A 16,992-nucleotide genomic window follows, 5' to 3' on the forward strand; every position below is an offset into this window, starting at 1 on the left:
CTCCGGGCAGGTCAGGTTACCCGTCGGTACGACTTTCCTTAGCGATCGTTCAGGCGAGGGCTCTACACTCGACGTGCAGTCGAGCTCGAGGAGGAGCCCCGCCCATGAACGCCGACGAGATCGCCGCCGGACGGGCCCGCTGGCAGGCCCGCTACGACGCCGCACGCAAGCGGGACGCCGACTTCACCACGCTCTCCGGCATGGCCGTGGAGCCGGTGTACGGGCCGCCGGAGGGCGTCGCGTACCCGGGCTTCGAGCGGATCGGCTGGCCGGGTGAGTACCCGTACACCCGGGGGCTGTACCCGACCGGCTACCGGGGGCGGACCTGGACCATCCGGCAGTTCGCCGGCTTCGGTAACGCCCGGCAGACCAACGAGCGCTACAAGATGATCCTCGGCGCCGGCGGCGGCGGGCTCTCGGTGGCCTTCGACATGCCCACCCTCATGGGGCGCGACTCGGACGACCCCCAGGCGCTGGGCGAGGTGGGGCACTGCGGCGTCGCCATCGACAGCGCCGCCGACATGGAGGTCCTCTTCGACGGCATCGACCTGGCCGGCGTCACCACCTCGATGACCATCTCCGGCCCGGCCGTCCCGGTCTTCTGCATGTACCTGGTCGCGGCCGAGCGTCAGGGCGCCGACCTGTCCACCCTGGACGGCACGCTCCAGACCGACATCTTCAAGGAGTACATCGCCCAGAAGGAGTGGCTCTTCGACCCGGAGCCGCACCTGCGCCTCATCGGCGACCTGATGGAGTACTGCGCCCGGGAGATCCCCCGCTACAAGCCGCTGTCGGTCTCCGGCTACCACATCCGCGAGGCCGGGTCGACCGCCGCACAGGAGCTGGCGTACACCCTCGCCGACGGCTTCGGCTACGTCGAGCTGGGCCTCTCGCGCGGGCTCGACGTGAACGTCTTCGCGCCCGGCCTGAGCTTCTTCTTCGACTCGCACGTCGACTTCTTCGAGGAGATCGCCAAGTTCCGGGCCGCCCGCCGGATCTGGGCCCGCTGGCTGCGCGACGTCTACGGCGCCACCAGCGAGAAGGCCCTGTGGCTGCGGTTCCACACCCAGACCGCCGGGGTGTCGCTCACGGCCCAGCAGCCGGTGAACAACGTCGTACGCACCGCCGTCGAGGCGCTCGCCGCGGTGCTCGGCGGCACCAACTCGCTGCACACCAACGCGCTGGACGAGACCCTCGCGCTGCCCACCGACGAGTCCGCCGAGATCGCCCTGCGTACCCAGCAGGTGCTCATGGAGGAGACCGGCGTCACCAACGTGGCCGACCCGCTCGGCGGCTCCTGGTACGTCGAGGCACTCACCGACAAGATCGAGGCCGAGGCGGAGGAGATCTTCGCCCGGATCCGTCAGCTCGGTGGCGAGGGCCCGCACCAGATCGGGCCGATGACCTCCGGCATCCTGCGCGGCATCGAGGACGGCTGGTTCACCAGCCAGATCGCGGAGGCGGCCTTCACCTACCAGCAGGCGCTGGAGAAGGGCGACAAGAAGATCGTGGGGGTCAACTGCCACACGAACACCGTCGCCAAGGACCTGGAGATCCTGCGCATCTCGCACGAGGTCGAGCTGGAGCAGCGCCGGGTGCTGGCCGACCGGAAGGCGGGCCGCGACGACGCGGCGGTCAAGGCCGCGGTGACCCGGATGGTCGAGGTGAGCAGGACCGGCGAGAACATGATCCCGGCGATGCTCGACGCCGTGCGGGCCGAGGCCACGCTCGGCGAGATCTGCGACGCCCTGCGGGCGGAGTGGGGCACCTACCGGGAGCCGGCCCGCTTCTGACGCCGTCCCCGACCCTCCCGCCCCACGATCGCGCACCGGCTGCCCCGACAAAGGCCACATACGCCGCAAGTCGCGGGGCCGGGGCGGCGCGGTCGTGGCGGTGGGGTGGCCGGGGCCCGGGCGCGCGGGGGCGGGGGCGGTGAGCAGGGTGAGAACTGCAACTGTCGCCGTCGCGGTTGATCTGAGTTCGGCCGCGTCCGTGCGAAACTAGGTAACCATGAGCGACCCACGGATCACCTCGTCGATCTTCACTCGCGGCGCGGTCGACCTCAGCGCCCTTCGCGCCCCCGCCCCCACCTCCGCGCCCGTCCAGTCCGGTCCGCCCGCCGGTGCGCCCGGCGGCGCCGTCGGCGGCGTCACCGTCATCGACGTGACCGAGGCGACCTTCCAGTCCGAGGTGCTGGAGCGCTCGCTCAACACACCAGTGGTCATCGACTTCTGGGCCGAGTGGTGCGAGCCGTGCAAGCAGCTCTCGCCGGTGCTGGAGCGCCTGGCGGTCGAGGGCGCGGGCGCCTGGGTGCTTGCCAAGATCGACGTGGACGCCAACCCCCGTCTCGCCCAGATGTTCCGGGTGCAGGGCATCCCGATGGTCTACGCCGTCGTCGGCGGCCAGCCGGTCGACGCCTTCTCCGGCGTGGTGCCCGAGGCGCAGCTGCGGCAGTGGATCCAGGCGGTGCTCAAGGCCGGTGGCGTGGCCGTCACCGAGCCGACCGATCCGCGCCTCGACGAGGCCGACGACGCGCTGATGAGCGGCAACCTCGACGCCGCCGAGCAGGCGTACCGCAAGATCCTGGCCGACTCCCCGGCGGACGCGGCGGCCGAGGCCGGCCTGGCCCAGGTGGGCCTGGCCCGCCGGGTGGCCGGAGCCGACCCGCGGAGTGCGCTCGCCGCGGCGGAGGCCAACCCCGACGACGTCGACGCGCAGCTGCTCGCCGCCGACATCGAGGTGCTCAGCGGCCTCGCCGAACAGGCATACAAGCGGCTGGTGGACACCGTCCGCCGCACCGCGGGCGACGACCGGGAGAAGGTACGCCAGCACCTCGTCGGCCTGTTCACCATCGCCGGCCCCGACGACCCGGCGGTCGCCTCGGCCCGCCGGGCCCTGGCCAGCGCCCTGTTCTAGAGCGACGAGACGGTTCACGAGCACGTAGCACGCCAGCGCGGGCCGGCGCACCGGCCGGCCCGCCCGACGACCGAGGACGGGAGCCCATGATGCGCCGGATCGCCGTCCTCGACGCGCCGACAAACCTCGGGCTGCGCCCACCTACCCCCAGCTCCGTCCCCGGTTGCGCCAAGGCGCCGGGCGCGCTGCGCGACCAGGGCCTGCTGGCCCGGCTGCGGGCACGCGACGCCGGGTGCCTGACGCCGCCGCGTTACGACCCGGGTGACTGGCGCCCCGGCGACGGTGTCTGCCACGCGCCGGAGATCTCCGCGTACTCGGTGGCGCTGGCCGACCGCATCGGCGCGATCATCGACCGCAGTGAGTTCCCCCTGGTGCTGGGCGGGGACTGCTCGGTGCTGCTCGGCTCGGCGCTCGCCATGCACCGGCTCGGCGAGGCGGTGGGCGGCCGGATCGGCCTGGTCTTCGTGGACGGGCACTCCGACTTCCGCCACCCCGGCAACGCGTCGTACGTCGGCGCGGCCGCCGGCGAGGACCTCGCCCTGGTCACCGGGCGGGGGCAGGCCGACCTGGCGGCCATCGAGGGGCGGCGGCCGTACTTCCGGGACATCGACGTCGTGGTGCTGGGCATCCGCGCCCAGGACGAGTACCGGCTCGACCTCCAGGCCGCCGGCATCCTGACCCGGCCGGTGCCGGCGCTGCGCGCGGAGGGCGCCGCCCGCACCGCCCAGTGGGCCCACGAGCAGCTCGCCGACTGCGCCGGCTACTGGGTGCACATCGACGTGGACGTGCTCGACCCGGCGGTGATGCCGGCGGTCGACGCGCCCGACCCGGGCGGCATCGCCTTCGCCGAGCTGGAGATCCTGCTCGCCGGCCTCGTGGACACCCCGCACTGCCTCGGCGTGGAGCTGACCGTCTTCGACCCCGACTACGACCCGGACGGCGCGTACGCCGCCGAGATCGTCAACACGGTGGTGGCCGGGCTGACCCCGGTGACCTCGCCCGGTGCGGTGCCGCCCCGGCTGCTCCCCGGCCCCGCGGCCCCGGCGGCACCCGCCCCGCGTCGCGGCAACGGCCGTCCCTCCGTGGCCGGCACGAGCACGCCCGTTCCGGCCGTGGGTCCGGGCTCCGCGGTGTCGCCGGGCCGCGCGGTGCCGTCCGGCGCGGCGGTCCTGGGCTCCGCCGAGTCGTCCGGCTCCGTGCGGGAGGCCGCTGGTCCCGCCCCGCTGGCCGGCTCGGCCGCGCCGGCCTCCGACCCGGCGTCCTCGCCCGTCTCGGCCCGGACGCCGGACCCCGCCGACCCGTCCGGTCGGGGGCCGCTGGGCCCGATGGCGGCGGCGCTCGGGCTGGAGCCCGTCGGACCGCCCGCCTCGGCCGGCCCCGGGCGGCTCCGCCGGCCCGGGCCGACGGCCGACGAGGCCGCGGAGAGCGCGGCGGAGACGCCCGACGACGAGGGCCCCCGCTCGGCTGCCCGGTTCGCCTGACCGGCCGGCTCGCCGGCGAGGGCCGGCGAGCCGGGTGAACGGGTCAGCGGGGCAGGGCGCGGAGGAAGCGTTCGGCGATCGGTACGGCCGAGGCGGTGCTGGACCCGCCCTGCTCGACGAAGACGGCGAACGCCACGTCCCCCTGCCAGCCCACGAACCAGGCGTGGGTGTGTGCCGGGTTGTTGTCGTACTCGGCGGTGCCCGTCTTGCCGTGCACCGGCCCGCCCGGCACGTCCTTGAGGGCGGTGCCGGTGCCGGCCGTCACCACCTCGCGCATCATGGCGCGTACGGCGTCGACCGACTCGGCCTTGAGCTGTGGACCGGCGGCGGCCGGCTTCCCGGGAGCGGGATCCAGCAGGAGCTTGGGCTGCTCGAACCGGCCTCGCGCGACGGCGGCGGTCGCGGCCGCCATGGCCAGTGGGCTGACCACCGTGGTGCCCTGCCCGAACGCGGCGGCCGCCTGCTCGGCCGGTGACCCGTTCACCGAGACCTTGCCGCTGAACGCGTCCGCGCCCAGGTCCCACTGCCCCTCCAGGCCCAGTGAGCGGCCGGCGGCGGCCAGGCCGTCGGCGCCCAACTTCGGCGCGAGCGCCGCGAAGGCCGTGTTGCAGGACTTGGCGAAGTCGGTGCGGAACGGCACCGAGCCCAGCGCGAAGTTGTCGGAGTTCTTGAACGACCGGCCGTCCACGGTGAAGGTCTTCGGGCAGTCGACAGGCGTGTCCGGGGTGACCGCACCCCGGTCGAGCAGCCCCAGCGCGCTGACCATCTTGAACGTGGAGCCGGGCGGCACCTGGGCGTTGAAGGCGAGATTCTCCCCGGCCGGGCCGGGGCCGTTCGCCACGGCGAGCACGGCGCTGTCACTGACCCGGACGGCCACCAGGGCCGCGCGCCGCTTCTCGGCGCGCAACGCGGCGTCGGCCGCGTTCTGGGTGGGCACGTCGATCGTGGTCTTCAGCGGTTGCCCCGGCTGCGGCTCGTGCCGGAACACCTCGGTGCCGGTTGGCTCCAGCGTTCCGCCGTCGCCGGGGCGCTCGATGATCACGGTGAGGCCGGTCCGCCCGCGCAGCCGGTCGTCGTAGCGGCCCTGGAGGCCGCCGTGGCCGACGAGGTCGCCGGCGACGTACTTGTCAGGGTGGGCGGTCAGGTCGTCGGCCTGGGCCGGGTCCACGGAGCCGAGCAGCGCGCGGGCGAACTCCCGGGTCGGCGCGAGGTCCAGCTTGTCGGACTGGAACTTGGTGCCGGGCAGGTCGTATATCCGCGACTTGATCTGCCGGTACGCGTCGTCGCGGAGGGTCACCACCTCGACGAACGCGCCGGGGTCGGCCTCGGCGAGGCGCTTGGGCAGGTCCGACAGGTCGACGGCCGGCACGAGCGCCGGCCGGATCGCCCGGAACGCGGCGTCGAGCTTGCCGACCAGCCCCTTGACGTCGCTGACCTGGTTGGGTTGCACGCCGACGCGCACCACGGGTCGGGGTGCCACGATCGGCTGGCCGGCGCTGTCCAGCACACCGGCGCGGGGAGCGCTGTCCCGGCGAAGCCCCAGCCGGTCACCCTTGGTGAGATTCTCCTGCACCACCTGCGGCTCCCAGATCACCTGCCACTGGTCGTCGTCGCCGTGGGTCAGCCGCACCGGCCGGTCGTAGGCCCAGCGGGTGTCGCCCGGCAGCGTCCACTCGACGCGGACGGTCGCGGTGGCCGTGTCGGCCGTGATCCTGGCATCGCCCTGCCGGCGGAGCGTGGGCGGGGTGGCGGCCAGCTCGCCGGAGAGCTCCTTGAGCTCCTTGCTCACCTCGGCCGCCGGGATCTTGGCGCCGGTCGGGTCCACGAAGCCGACCGCCTGGAGGTCGCCCGAGCGCCAGCCGGCCAGGAAGGCGTCGACGCTGCGTTCCGGGCCGTCCCCGCCCGAGCACGCGACGAGCGTGCCGGCGGCGACGAGCGCCGCCACGGCAGCGGCCGGCGCGCGGCGGGTGCGACGAGTGCTACGTGGGTAGGACAGGCGCATGAAGCAGTTCCCTCCGATCTCGGGCTGCCTAACCGTAGTACGCGCCGCCCGTCCCGCACGTCCCCGGATGAGTCCTGACGTGCCGAAAGACGGACCGCGGCAGTGTGATGAACATCGCCCGACCGGGTACACGGCGAGCGGCCGACCTCGTACTCGCAAGGGGCGAAAGGACAGAGTCCCGATCCGGACGTCCGGCCCGAGGTCCGCCGGCAAAGGGTCAGAGCGGTAGGGCCTAGGCTGGGCGGGAGAGTGACCCACAATGCGGTGGGTCGAGGGGAGTGGCACCGATGGACCGGCGTCCGGCGATCAAACCGGAACCCGACCTCCGGCTGGATGACACCGGCCGGGACGACGACAGCTTCGATTCGGCGACCGACGGGGACGGCTACGGCCGGCTCGACACGGGCGTGACCGGGTTGACCGGGTCGAGCATCGACACCATCTACGAACTCGGCCTGCCCGCGGAGGCGCTGGCCGAGGACGTGGAGGACAGCGAGCTCGACGACCTCGTACCCAACGCCGAGCGCCTGGTGGCCCAGGCGGTCGCGCTCGCCGGGGACGACCAGGACGCGGCGACACTGGTCAGCCGGTTCTGGCGGTTCGCCCCGGACGAGGAGCTGATCGGCTTCACCGCCGAGGAGATGCTCGACGCGGCCCGCGCGCACCGCGACCTGGCGCAGCAGCGGGTGCCGGGTGAGCTGAAGCTGCGGATCCACGAGCCGGACGCCGAGCAGCACCACAGCGTCATCGAGATCGTCACGGACGACATGCCGTTCCTGGTCGACTCGGTGACGGCGCTGCTCAACTCGCACCACCTCGACGTGCACCTGCTCGTCCACCCGCTGGTGGTGGTGCGCCGCGAGCCGCTCGGCCGGCTGACCGAGGTGGCCGCGGACGTCGAGCCGGACGACGCGATCGCCGGTGACCTGGTGGAGAGCTGGATGCGGATCGAGATCGATCCGGTCCGCGACGCCGCCGAGCGGGACCGCCTCCGCCGGGAACTCCAGCGGGTCCTCACCGACGTGCGCGAGGCGGTGGAGGACTGGCCGAAGATGCGCCAGCGCGCCCTTGCCCTCGCCGACGAGCTGGCCGCCGCCCGCACCAGCGACAACCGGCCCCCGGTGCCGGAGAAGGACATCACCGACTCGGTCGAGCTGCTGCGCTGGCTCGCCCAGGACCACTTCACGTTCCTCGGCTACCGGGAGTACCGGCTGGTCGACATGCCGCAGGGCGGGCAGGCCCTGGAGGCGGTGCTGGGCACGGGTCTGGGCATCCTGCGGCAGGACTCGACGGAGGCCCGGGCGCTGTCGTCGATGACGCCCGAGGCGCACGAGAAGGTGCTGGAGAAGCGCCTGCTCATCATCACCAAGGCCAACTCCCGGGCCACCGTGCACCGGTCGGCGTACCTGGACTACATCGGTTTCAAGGTGTTCGACGAGGCCGGCGAGGTGGTCGGGGAGCGGCGCTTCCTGGGTCTCTTCTCCACCGCCGCCTACCGCACCAGCGTGCGGGAGCTGCCGGTGGTGCGCCGCAAGGTCGCCGAGGTGCTGGAGCGTTCCGGCCTGAGCCAACGCAGCCACTCCGGCAAGGACCTGCTCCAGATCCTGGAGACGTACCCGCGCGACGAGCTCTTCCAGATCAAGACGGACGACCTCTACCACGCGGTGATCGGCGTCCTGCGGATGGCCGGCCGCCGGCAGCTGCGGGTCTTCCTGCGCAAGGACGCGTACGGACGCTTCATCTCCTGCCTGATCTACCTGCCGCGGGACCGGTTCACCACCCAGAACCGCCTGCGCATGCAGGACATCCTGCTGCGTGAGCTGAACGGTGTGGGGGTGGACTACACGACCCGGGTCACCGAGTCGATGCTCGCCCGGGTGCACTTCATCGTCCGGACCGATCCGACCAACCCGCCCGGCGACATCGACGCCGACCTGCTCGCCGAGGAGCTGGCCGACGCCACCCGGCTCTGGGACGACGACTACCGGCTGGTGCTCGAGCGCAAGCTCGGCGACGAGCAGGCCAAGCACCTCTTCGCCCGGTACGCGGACGCGTTCCCGGAGGGCTACAAGGACGGGCACACGCCGTACGAGGCGATGAAGGACCTGGCCAAGCTGGAGCTGCTGGAGGAGCCCGGCCAGCTGGAGATGCACCTGTTCCGCAAGCAGGTCGCCCCCCGGGCGGGCGCGCGGGTGCCGGGCGACCTGGACGAGACGCTGGACGTCCGGTTCAAGGTCTACCGGTACGGCGAGCCGATGATGCTCTCCGCGGTGCTGCCGGTGCTGCACTCGCTCGGCGTGCGGGTCGTCGACGAGCACCCGTACGAGGTGGACCGGATCGACGGCCGCATCTGGCTCTACGACTTCGGGCTCCACCTGCCCGAGGGGCACCAGGAGCTGGCCGAGGTGCGCCCGCACGTGGAGAACGCCTTCGCGGCGGCGTGGCGGGGCGAGGCCGAGGTGGACCGCTTCAACGAGCTGGTGCTGCGGGCCGGGTTGACCTGGCGGCAGGTGGTCGTGCTCCGGGCGTACGCGAAGTACCTGCGGCAGGCCGGGACGGTCTTCTCGCAGGACTACATGGAGCAGACCTTCATCGCCTACCCGCGCATCGCCGAGCTGCTCGTCGAGCTGTTCGAGACGCGTTTCGCCCCCGGTGCCACCGGGGCCGACGAGCGGCAGCGGCGCAGCACCGAGCTGGTGGAGACGATCCGCACCGCGCTGGACGAGGTGGCGAGCCTCGACCAGGACCGGATCCTGCGGGCGTACCTGACGTTGATCCAGGCCACCCTGCGGACCAGCTTCTACCAGCGGCGCTCCGACGGGCGACCCAAGTCGTACGTGGCGTTCAAGCTCGACCCGCAGGCCATCCCGGACCTGCCGGCGCCGCGGCCGAAGTTCGAGATCTTCGTGTACTCACCGCGGTTCGAGGGTGTCCACCTGCGGTTCGGCCCGGTGGCCCGCGGTGGACTGCGCTGGTCGGACCGGCGGGAGGACTTCCGCACCGAGGTGCTGGGCCTGGTCAAGGCGCAGATGGTGAAGAACACCGTCATCGTGCCGGTCGGCGCCAAGGGTGGCTTCGTGCTCAAGCAGAAGCCGGGGGACCGGGACGAGGCGGTCGCCTGCTACAAGGAGTTCGTCTCCGGGCTGCTCGACGTGACCGACAACATCGTGGCCGGGCAGATCGTGCCGCCGGAGGACGTCGTCCGGCACGACGGCGACGACCCGTACATGGTGGTCGCCGCGGACAAGGGCACGGCGACGTTCTCCGACATCGCCAACGAGATCTCCGTCGCCCACAACTTCTGGCTCGGCGACGCGTTCGCCTCCGGTGGCTCCGCCGGCTACGACCACAAGAAGATGGGCATCACGGCGCGGGGCGCCTGGGAGTCGGTCAAGCGGCACTTCCGGGAGCTGGGACACGACACCCAGACGCAGGACTTCACGGTCGTCGGCGTCGGCGACATGTCCGGTGACGTCTTCGGCAACGGGATGCTGCTCTCCGAGCACATCCGGCTGGTGGCCGCCTTCGACCACCGGCACATCTTCCTGGACCCGGATCCGGACGCGGCCACCTCGTACGCCGAGCGGCGGCGCCTGTTCGAGATGCCGCGCTCGTCGTGGGAGGACTACAACGCCGAACTGATCTCGGCCGGTGGCGGCGTGTTCCCGCGTACCGCCAAGTCGATCCCGATCTCGCCGCAGGTTCGGGCGCGGCTCGGGCTGGACGACGACGTGGACCAGCTCTCGCCGCAGGAGCTGATGCGGGCCATCCTGACCGCGCCGGTGGACCTGTTCTGGAACGGCGGTATCGGCACCTACGTCAAGGCGTCCAGCCAGACGAACGCCGAGGTGGGCGACAAGTCCAACGACGCGATCCGGGTGGACGGGCGCAGCCTGCGCTGCCGGGTCGTCGGTGAGGGCGGCAACCTGGGCTTCACCCAGCTCGGCCGGATCGAGTACGCCTCGACCGGTGGCCGGATCTACACCGACTTCATCGACAACGCGGCCGGTGTGGACACCAGCGACCACGAGGTCAACATCAAGATCCTGCTCAACACCGCGGTCGCCGACGGCGAACTGACGAACCAGGCGCGGGACGAGCTGCTGGCCGAGATGACCGACGAGGTCGCCGAGCTGGTGCTGCGTGACAACTACGACCAGGCCCGGGCGATCAACAACGCCCAGGCGCAGGCCGCGTCGCTGCTCCCGGTGCACCGCCGGATGATCAACGAGCTGGAGCGCTCCGGCGCGTTGGACCGGTCGTTGGAGGCGCTGCCGGCGGACGAGGAGCTGGCCGTCCGGGTCGAGTCCGGGCTCACCGCTCCGGAGTTCGCCGTGCTGCTCGCGTACGTCAAGATCGTCCTGGAGCGGGACATCCTCGCCGACGGGCTGGCCGACGAGGAGTGGACCAGCGACGTGCTGGTCAACTACTTCCCGACGCCGATGCGTGAGCGCTTCGCCGACCGGATGTCCCGGCACCGGCTGCGCCGGGAGATCGTCACCACGGTGCTGGTGAACGAGGCGATCAACCGGGGCGGCATCTCGTTCGTGTACCGGGTGGTGGAGGAGACCGCCGCCTCCCCGGCGGACGTGATCCGGGCGTACGTGGTGGTCCGCGAGGTGTTCGGGCTGCGCGAGCTGTGGGACGCCGTCGAGGCGCTGGACAACCGGGTCTCGCCGGAGTTGCAGACCGCCGTCTATCTGGACACCCGCCGGCTGCTCGACCGGGCGGTGCGGTGGCTGGTCACCAACCGGCGCTCGCCCATCGACGTGCCGGCGGAGATCAGCCGCCTCCGCGACGGTGTGGCCCGGCTGCTTCCGGGGCTGGAGAACCTGTTCTACGGCAGCGAGCGGGAGGCCATCGCGGCCCACATCGACTCGATGACCGAGCGGGGTCTGCCGCGCGAGCTGGCCGAGCAGGCGACGCGGCTGATGTACAGCTTCGGCCTGCTCGACGTGGTGGAGACCGCCGCTACCCGGGGTCGGGACGTGGGCGAGGTGGCTCCGGTCTACTTCGTGCTCTCCGACCTGTTCCGGGTGGACGCGTTGCTGTCGAAGATCTCCCTCCTGCCGCGCGAGGACCGGTGGCAGACGCTGGCCCGGATGGCGCTGCGCTACGACCTGTACGCCGCCCTGGCCGCGCTCACGGCGGAGGTGCTCGACTCCACGCCCGAGAACCTGTCGCCGCAGGAGCGGGTGCAGCAGTGGGAGCAGTCGAACGCCACCTCCATCCATCGGACCCGTCGGGCCATGGGTGAGTTCGACGAGTCCCGGGCGGACCTCGCCGCGCTGTCGGTGCTGCTGCGTCAGATCCGCACCCTGGTGCGGACCTCCGCCGCCGCCTGACCGACGCCGAGAAGCGGTCCGGCCGGGCGAGGATCTCCTCGACCGGCCGGACCGCTCCCGCGTCTTCAGCCGACCATGCTGGCGAAGACGATCACGTTGTTGAGGTAGCTGCGCGCCGTCTCGTCGAACTGGCCGCCGCAGGTGACCACCCGCAGGCTCGGCCGGTTGCTCGGCCCGTACACCAGCTCGGTGGGGAAGGCGTCCTTCGGGTACGACTGCACCGAGTCCACGCGGAAGGTCGCCGCCCGGCCGTCGGACCGGTTGACGGTGACGGTGTCGCCGGGTTGCAGGGCGCCCAACTCGAAGAAGACCGCGGGGCCGATCTTGGCAGAGTCCACGTGGCCGACGATGACGGCGTTGCCGACCTCGCCCGGGCTGGGCCCCGGCTCGTACCAGCCCGCGCGCTCAGCCTGGTCGAGCGGGGGCACCTGGACGGTCCCGTCCGGGTTGGTCCCGAGCGACATGATCTCCGCGTCTACGCCGATCCGGGGGATCGTGATGGTGGTGGGTGTCGCGCGGGGGAGCCCGGTGGGAGTCGGTTCCCCCTCACCCGGCTGGTCCGCCTCGACGGGCCGGTTGTCCTCCGGAGCGCTCTGGGACAGGGGTTGGGGCGGGCGGGGCGCCGGGGTGTCCTTCAGCGAGAGGCCGATCATCCCGGCGCCGGCCAGGGCGAGCAGGACGACGACGGCGGTGCCGGCGGCACGCCACGGTCTCCCGTGACGGCCGCCGGCACTCGTCGCCGTCGCGTCAGGCGACCGACTCATCGGTCCGCCGGCGACGCATCAGCACGATCCCGCCCAGCGCGGCGGCGCCGAGCAGGCTGGCCCCACCCGCGGCCAGGTTCATGTCGGTGCCGCCGGCGACGCCGCCGTCACCACCGTCGACCCCGCCACGCGGGAGGACGACCAGCTCGCCCTCGCCGCAGGAGCCCTTCAGCTCGTAGCGGCCGGGCTTGGCGTCCTTGTCGACCTTGGCCTCGCCGTAGTAGACGAAGTCACGCTTGTGCTCCCACTTGTCCTCGCCGCGGCCGTACTCGTCGGAGCCGTGCTCGCGGCCCTTGTCCTCCCACGAGCCGTTCTCGTCCGAGCCGTACTCGTCGGAGCCGTACTCGCGGCCCTTGTCCTCCCAGGAGCCGTTCTCCTCGGAGCCGTACTCGCCGCCCTTGTCCTCCCACGAGCCGTTCTCGTCCGAGCCGTACTCGTCGGAGCCGTTCTCACGGCCCTTGTCGTCCCACGAGCCGTTCTCCTCGTGGTCCTTCTTGTCGCCGTGCTCGCCGCGACCCTCGGCGTCCTGGCCGTGCTCGTAGCCGTTCCAGTCCTTGCCGTCCTCGTGCTTGCGGTCGTCGTGCTTGCGGTCCTCGTCCTTGCGGTCGTCGTGCTTGCGGTCGTCCGCAGCGGCGTCCGCCGCCCCGCCGCCCTGGCCGCCCGGCTGGGCGTCGTTGGCCGGGGGCTGCTCGCCGTTGTCGTAGCCGTTGTCGCGGCCCTCGTGGTCCTTGCCCTTGTCGTCCTTGCCGTGCTCGTCCTTGCCCTTGTCGTCCTTGCCGTGCTCGTCCTTGCCCTTGTCGTCCTTGCCGTTGTGGTCCTTGCCGTGCTCGTCCTTGCCGTTGTGGTCCTTGCCGTTGTCGTCCTTGCCGTGCTCGTCCTTGCCACCGCGGTCGGATTCCTCGCCGTTCCAGTCGCCGTGGTCGCCGCCGCGGTCGTCCTTCACCGGCTTGAGGTCGACCTTGCCGGTCACCTTCGACCACACGAAGGCGTGCTCCTGGCGTTCGGAGCAGATCTCGAGGAGCTTGACCTCCTCGCCGGCCTTCACGACGTGCGGCTTGGCCAGAACCTTTCCGTCGTGGTCCTTGCCGTCGTGGTGCCCGTCCGCGAACGCGGCGCCGGGGGCGAACACCAGGAGGGACGCCCCACCGAGGGCGGCACCCGCGACGACCTTCCCGAGCATCTTCTTAGCCATGACCTGCGTCACTCCATCCCTGTTGTCCTGAAACTCGGCCACCCGAGCTAACGCCGACGTTAGACCGTTTCACGAGCTATGAAGGGAAAGATTCGCGTTTGTAGGTCTTCAGGGGGTAAGGCCTTTCAGAGTGGTAGTTCACATTCGCGGCACCCGCCGACCCGTAACGGGTCCCGCGCGCCGTCCGGTCCCTGCGGCGTGGTCGCTGCCGGCCTGGTGCGCCCGGCCGTGATCGTCCGGGACGGTGCCGGAACCGCGTGATTGGTCGTCTCTGCCCGCTCCCGCCCCGGGCTGGCCGGGCCCGCCGGCCGGCCAGGGACACGTGGGCTCACGGCATCGAGGCATTGCTATGGAAGCGCTCCCATGCAAGAATCGCTGCACGCGGTTTCGGGGAGCCACACCGCGTACGGCAGGGAGTCGAGGGCAGCCGGTCCGCCGGGAACGACCTCCCGCCCTCCGACCGGCCCTGACGCCGGTCCGCGCACCACCACCATCGCCCGTCCGGGTCGGGCACCCCCCCAGGAATCCCGATGGCGCCGGCGGCCGTCCGCACCGGAGGCCCCGTCCGCCCCGCCGGGCCGCCGTAACGGGCCCGGTCTCGCCAAGGAGTTCAGTGACATGAACGTGTGGAGAAGACAGTCCGCCCCACGCCGCGCTCTCGCGCTGGCCGGCGCGGGCGCGCTGGTCGCCGGCGGGCTGGTGGCCGTCCCGGTCACCGTGGCGCACGCGGCGACCCAGTGCGACGTGGCCTACTCGACCAACGACTGGCCGGGTGGCTTCACCGCCAGCATCACCATCCGGAACCTCGGCGACCCGATCAACGGCTGGACGCTCGGCTGGACGTTCCCGGACTCGGGCCAGCGGGTGCAGCAGGGCTGGTCCGCCGAGTTCACCCAGTCCGGGAGCCAGGTCACGGCGCGCAGCCTGTCGTACAACGGCAGCCTCGCCACCGGCGCGTCGACCAGCATCGGCTTCAACGGCGCCTGGAGCGGCAGCAACCCGAAGCCGGCGTCGTTCACGCTCAACGGGGTGGCCTGCACCGGGGGCACCACCCCGCCGACCACGCCGCCGCCCACCACGCCCCCGCCGACCACGCCGCCGCCGGGCGGCAAGGTGGACAACCCGTACGCCGGGGTGCGGGGCTACGTGAACCCCGAGTGGAAGGCGAAGGCGGACGCCGAGCCCGGCGGCAGCCGGGTCTCGAACAACCCGACGGCGGTCTGGCTGGACCGCATCGCCGCCATCAACGGCACCCCCGACAGCAGCTCGAACGGGGCCTTCGGAGTGCGTGACCACCTGGACGAGGCGTTGCGACAGGGTGCGGGCTACATCCAGTTCGTGATCTACAACCTGCCCGGCCGGGACTGCGCCGCGCTCGCCTCCAACGGCGAGCTGGGGCCCGACGAACTGCCCCGCTACAAGGCGGAGTACATCGACCCCATCGCGGCGATCCAGGCGGACCCGAAGTACGCGTCCCTGCGCATCATCAACATCATCGAGATCGACTCGTTGCCTAACCTGGTCACCAACACCTCCGGCCAGCCGGGCGGCACGGCGATGTGCGACACGGTGAAGGCCAACGGCGCGTACGTCAACGGGGTCGGCTACGCCCTGGCCAAGCTCGGCGCCATCGGCAACGTCTACAACTACATCGACGCCGCCCACCACGGCTGGATCGGCTGGGACAGCAACTTCGGCCCGACCGCCGAGATGCTCAAGACCGCGGCCACCGCCTCCGGCAGCACGGTCCAGCACGTGCACGGGTTCATCGTCAACACCGCCAACTACTCGGCCCTGCGGGAGCCGTACGTGAGGATCACCGACACGGTGAACGGCCAGACCGTGCGGCAGTCCCGGTGGCTCGACTGGAACCAGTACGTCGACGAGCTGTCGTTCGCGCAGGCGTTCCGGCAGAAGCTGGTGTCCATCGGCTTCGACCCCGGGATCGGCATGCTGATCGACACCTCCCGCAACGGGTGGGGCGGCCCGGCCCGGCCCACCGGCCCGGGCGCGACGACAAGCGTCGACACCTACGTCGACGGTGGGCGGATCGACCGCCGGATCCACGCCGGCAACTGGTGCAACCAGTCCGGCGCGGGCCTCGGGGAGCGGCCGAAGGCCGCACCCGAGCCGGGCATCGACGCGTACGTGTGGGCGAAGCCTCCGGGCGAGTCGGACGGCTCCAGCCGGCTCATCGAGAACGACGAGGGCAAGGGCTTCGACCGGATGTGCGACCCCACGTACGGCGGCAACCCGCGCAACGGCAACAACCCGACCGGCGCACTGCCGGACGCGCCGATCTCCGGGGCCTGGTTCTCCGCCCAGTTCCAGGAGCTGATGCGCAACGCCTACCCGCCGCTGTGACGGCATGACGAGCCGGCCGTCGACGGTAGGTGAGGCGCCGCGACGGCCGGCCCCCCGGGTCCCTGCGGGTCAGGGCACCGTCCGCTCCACCGCGGCCTGCCCCAGCTCCTCGAGGTCCCGACGGGCCCGTTCGAGGTTCTCCGGAGTGAGATCCTGCCCCCGGGCCATCACCAGGTCCTCCGGGTCCCAGGGCTGCTCGCCCCCGGTGCGGATGTTGTCACCGCCCGCGCCGGTGCCGGTCCCGGTGGCGCCGGTCCCCGCCGCGTACGGGTCGGCGATCACCGGGTCGGTGGGCGCGCCCAGGTCGGTACGGCTGCCGGGCTCGGTGAAGGCCGGGTTGTCCCGGTCCGGGCCGCCTCCGGTCCGGAGCTGCGGGACGGTGCTGTCGTCGTCCACCGCCGCGGCCATCTCCTGGCTCTCCTCCAGCGGTGACTGGCGGTCGCGATCGGTCATGCTGCTGCCCTCCTGTCCCGAGGCGCTTCCCTCATCCCGTCGCGTACCCCGTGGGCGGCCCGTCATGCCGGGGTCGGGGGCGGTGTCCCGGCGCGGGCGTGGGCCGGCACGACCGGCGGGCGGGGCGTCAGTGGGCGGACCCCCGGTCGTCGGGCGGACCGATGACACCACGCTCCTCGGGGGCGGCGGGGGGCTCGGCCGGGCGCAGCCACTGCCAGAGCAGCATCAGCAGGCCGAAGCCGAGCATCGCGAGGCCCGCCCACAGGTTGATCCGGACGCCCTGCGCCTTGTCGATCTCGGCCTGGCTGTCGAACACCCCCATGAGGGTGACGATGATGCCGTAGACGGCGAAGAGACCACCGATGACCCGGCGGATGTCGAACAGACGTGCGGCCGCCGAGCGCCGCTGTTCCGACTCGGCGCCGCTGACCAGCGGATCGCGGGCCGGTTCGCTGCGGTTGTCCATCGCGCCAGT

Annotated in this window: 9 protein-coding genes and 1 pseudogene; 5 read left to right on the forward strand and 5 right to left on the reverse strand. The window is 72.1% G+C overall.

The genetic code is table 11. The features are described 5' to 3' along the window. Positions 1 to 104 precede the first annotated feature (104 nt). From SM573_RS11125 to SM573_RS11135, 3 genes and pseudogenes are all read left to right on the forward strand, one after another. Entirely contained in the window at positions 105 to 1,793 is a 1,689-nt protein-coding gene (locus SM573_RS11125) for an acyl-CoA mutase large subunit family protein (protein WP_474614341.1), read from the forward strand. 217 nt (positions 1,794 to 2,010) lie between these two features. Further along, the gene (locus SM573_RS11130) at positions 2,011 to 2,916 is read left to right on the forward strand and encodes a tetratricopeptide repeat protein (protein WP_474616003.1); all 906 of its coding nucleotides are present in this window, start codon (positions 2,011 to 2,013) and stop codon (positions 2,914 to 2,916) included. A gap of 86 nt (positions 2,917 to 3,002) precedes the next feature. Then, positions 3,003 to 3,942: pseudogene (locus tag SM573_RS11135) on the forward strand (arginase family protein); the annotation flags it as partial. A 498-nt stretch (positions 3,943 to 4,440) separates the two neighbouring features. On the opposite strand, the gene SM573_RS11140 reads toward SM573_RS11135, so the two are convergent. Then, positions 4,441 to 6,399 carry a penicillin-binding transpeptidase domain-containing protein gene (locus tag SM573_RS11140; RefSeq protein ID WP_474614339.1) on the reverse strand — a complete coding sequence of 653 codons (1,959 nt, stop codon included), beginning with the start codon at positions 6,397 to 6,399 and terminating at the stop codon, positions 4,441 to 4,443. A 287-nt stretch (positions 6,400 to 6,686) separates the two neighbouring features. Here SM573_RS11140 and SM573_RS11145 point away from each other — a divergent pair, with 287 nt between their 5' ends. Continuing rightward, a complete protein-coding gene (locus tag SM573_RS11145) occupies positions 6,687 to 11,744 on the forward strand; it encodes an NAD-glutamate dehydrogenase (RefSeq protein ID WP_474616004.1) in 5,058 nt (1,685 codons plus the stop codon). 65 nt (positions 11,745 to 11,809) lie between these two features. On the opposite strand, the gene SM573_RS11150 is transcribed toward SM573_RS11145, so the two are convergent. Together SM573_RS11150 and SM573_RS11155 are read right to left on the reverse strand one after the other, a co-directional pair. Continuing rightward, entirely contained in the window at positions 11,810 to 12,508 is a 699-nt protein-coding gene (locus SM573_RS11150; protein WP_474614337.1) for a class F sortase, read from the reverse strand. Beyond that, a complete protein-coding gene (locus SM573_RS11155; RefSeq protein WP_474616005.1) occupies positions 12,492 to 13,700 on the reverse strand; it encodes a hypothetical protein in 1,209 nt (402 codons plus the stop codon). The genes SM573_RS11150 and SM573_RS11155 overlap by 17 nt, the downstream gene beginning before the upstream one ends. A 618-nt stretch (positions 13,701 to 14,318) precedes the next feature. Between SM573_RS11155 and SM573_RS11160 the strand changes: the two genes are divergently transcribed. Next, a complete protein-coding gene (locus SM573_RS11160) occupies positions 14,319 to 16,064 on the forward strand; it encodes a glycoside hydrolase family 6 protein (protein WP_474614335.1) in 1,746 nt (581 codons plus the stop codon). Positions 16,065 to 16,133: 69 nt separating this feature from the next. On the opposite strand, the gene SM573_RS11165 is transcribed toward SM573_RS11160, so the two are convergent. Next, on the reverse strand, positions 16,134 to 16,517 hold the full coding sequence (locus tag SM573_RS11165; RefSeq protein ID WP_474614334.1) for a hypothetical protein: 384 nt from the start codon (positions 16,515 to 16,517) through the stop codon (positions 16,134 to 16,136). A 127-nt stretch (positions 16,518 to 16,644) separates the two neighbouring features. After that, positions 16,645 to 16,983: a hypothetical protein gene (locus SM573_RS11170; protein WP_474614333.1), complete on the reverse strand. Its 339-nt coding sequence runs from the start codon at positions 16,981 to 16,983 to the stop codon at positions 16,645 to 16,647. Between the last annotated feature and the right edge of the window lie 9 nt (positions 16,984 to 16,992).

It is taken from the genome of Micromonospora xinjiangensis (genome assembly GCF_056150165.1).

What these genes read in the sequence shown, in the direction of transcription:
- SM573_RS11125 (WP_474614341.1), top strand. Translation starts at nt 105, where the DNA reads ATGAACGCCGACGAGATCGCCGCCGGACGGGCCCGCTGGCAGGCCCGC.
- SM573_RS11130 (WP_474616003.1), top strand. Translation starts at nt 2,011, where the DNA reads ATGAGCGACCCACGGATCACCTCGTCGATCTTCACTCGCGGCGCGGTC.
- SM573_RS11140 (WP_474614339.1), bottom strand. Translation starts at nt 6,399, where the DNA reads ATGCGCCTGTCCTACCCACGTAGCACTCGTCGCACCCGCCGCGCGCCG.
- SM573_RS11145 (WP_474616004.1), top strand. Translation starts at nt 6,687, where the DNA reads ATGGACCGGCGTCCGGCGATCAAACCGGAACCCGACCTCCGGCTGGAT.
- SM573_RS11150 (WP_474614337.1), bottom strand. Translation starts at nt 12,508, where the DNA reads ATGAGTCGGTCGCCTGACGCGACGGCGACGAGTGCCGGCGGCCGTCAC.
- SM573_RS11155 (WP_474616005.1), bottom strand. Translation starts at nt 13,700, where the DNA reads ATGGCTAAGAAGATGCTCGGGAAGGTCGTCGCGGGTGCCGCCCTCGGT.
- SM573_RS11160 (WP_474614335.1), top strand. Translation starts at nt 14,319, where the DNA reads ATGAACGTGTGGAGAAGACAGTCCGCCCCACGCCGCGCTCTCGCGCTG.
- SM573_RS11165 (WP_474614334.1), bottom strand. Translation starts at nt 16,517, where the DNA reads ATGACCGATCGCGACCGCCAGTCACCGCTGGAGGAGAGCCAGGAGATG.
- SM573_RS11170 (WP_474614333.1), bottom strand. Translation starts at nt 16,983, where the DNA reads ATGGACAACCGCAGCGAACCGGCCCGCGATCCGCTGGTCAGCGGCGCC.